This window comes from Isoptericola sp. GX10416, from assembly GCF_056590155.1.
The window spans coordinates 1-1,287 of the sequence record NZ_JBWPVO010000031.1 but is presented as its reverse complement, the minus strand read 5'-3'; the positions used below and the strand labels follow the sequence as shown (position 1 = coordinate 1,287).

Annotated in this window: 2 protein-coding genes; both read left to right on the top strand. The window is 69.2% G+C overall.

All coding sequences use genetic code 11. From position 1 onward, the window contains the following. Positions 1–56 precede the first annotated feature (56 nt). Entirely contained in the window at positions 57–956 is a 900-nt protein-coding gene (locus ACWAT2_RS19295) for an IS5 family transposase (protein ID WP_480049257.1), read from the top strand. Positions 957–977: 21 nt separating this feature from the next. Further along, positions 978–1,265: a hypothetical protein gene (locus ACWAT2_RS19290; protein ID WP_480049255.1), complete on the top strand. Its 288-nt coding sequence runs from the start codon at positions 978–980 to the stop codon at positions 1,263–1,265. The last annotated feature ends 22 nt before the right edge of the window (positions 1,266–1,287 follow it).

Below are 1,287 nucleotides of genomic sequence, written 5' to 3'. Positions count from 1 at the left end.
CTAGGGCCTGTTTCGGAATGGTGCTATGACCTGCAGGTTTGCCATGATGCGGGGTCGTGAGGCGTGCGGCGGGGCGGCATGACATGTCGGGTGAGGCGTGGGCGGTGCTCGAGCCGTTGCTGCCGGTCAGGGCGCGCGGGCGCAAGGCGCGGTTCTTGCGTCGCCAGATCGACGGGATCCGGTTCCGGATCCGGACGGGCTGTCCGTGGCGGGATGTTCCCGAGGAGAGGTACGGGCCGTGGGGCAGCGTGTATCGCCGTTTCCGGGACTGGCAGCGCGACGGCACCTGGGTCCGGATCATCGAACGGCTACGCACGATCTCGGACGCGGCCGGGCTGATCGGCTGGGACCTGAACCTCGACTCCACGATCGCGCGCGCCCATCAGCATGCAGCCGGAGCGCGCCGGCGCCCCGATCTGCAGGTCGAGCCGCCCGGGGACGAGCCGGCCGATCACGGGCTGGGCCATTCCCGTGGCGGGTGGACGACGAAGCTGCACGCGGTGTGCGAGCAGGGGCAGAAGCTGATGGGGATGGTCGTCACTGCCGGGCACCGCGGGGACAGCCCCCAGTTCGGGCCCGTGCTCGCCACGGTCAAGGTGGACCGCCCCGGCGGGATCGGGCGCCCGCGCACCCGCCCCGACCGGGTCCGTGCGGACCGCGGCTACACCTCCGCGGGCAACCGAGCCTTGCTACGTCGGCGCGGGATCGCGGCGACAATCCCGGAGAAGATCGACCAGCAGGCCAACCGCAAGGCGAAGGGTTCGGCTGGCGGGCGCCCGCCGAAGGTCGACTTCGCGGACTACAAGTTGCGGTCCGCGGTCGAGTGCATGTTCAACCGGCTCAAGCGGTGGCGGGCCGTGGGCACCCGGTTCGACAAGCTCCAACTGCGCTACGAGACAACCGTGACCATCGCCGCGATCGACGACTGGGTGACCGCGATCGTTCGGGCGGCCTGAACCGCTGGCATCCTTGCGGGCGTGGAGTACTACGCCGCCCCCGAGGGAGGCCACGACGTCGATCAGCCCGACCGCAACGACTTGATCGACCTCGTCAACGCCCTCGACACCGCCGCCAACACGTTCTTCATCGTCTACCCCGTCGACGATGACCTTGAGTGGTCCTTCGCGGTCTCCAAGAGCATCAGCGCGTTCGGAGGCTTCGAGCTCGACCGGTTCGACCCGGACAACGGCGAGCACGACATCGCCACCGCCGCTGATCCCAAGACCATCGCTGACGACATCCTCGCCTGGATCAGCCGCCGCTAGCCCATTCCGAAACAGGCCCTAG